Raw genomic sequence first — 263 nt, forward strand, 5'->3', positions numbered from 1 at the left:
GGTGCCTGCGCCAAACGCGATCACCGGCACGTCTTCAGCCGCGCAGAGCCGGACGATCTCGGCCACGTCCTCGGTGCTTTCCGCAAACACGACAGCATCCGGGATGGCGGGCGTGTGGTGGGATTCACCGCGGCCGTGCTGTTCGCGCAAGGCCTGCGAGATGGAGAAGCGATCGCCGAAACGGATGCGAAGCGTTTGCGAAAGAGCGGGAGAAAGAACACTCATTTGCCGCCTCGACGCTCTTCAGGAATGACGCGGCTAGG

At 63.5% G+C, this 263-nt stretch carries 1 protein-coding gene; it reads right to left on the bottom strand.

Annotation, left to right across the window (positions count from 1 at the left end; translation table 11 throughout):
• The coding region (locus EOD29_RS32580) for an FAD-binding protein (RefSeq protein WP_164763982.1) at positions 1-225 on the bottom strand (225 nt) is incomplete at its 3' end.
• Between the last annotated feature and the right edge of the window lie 38 nt (positions 226-263).

It is taken from the genome of Mesorhizobium sp. M1A.T.Ca.IN.004.03.1.1, from assembly GCF_003997555.1.
Classification (GTDB): Bacteria; Pseudomonadota; Alphaproteobacteria; order Rhizobiales; family Rhizobiaceae; genus Mesorhizobium.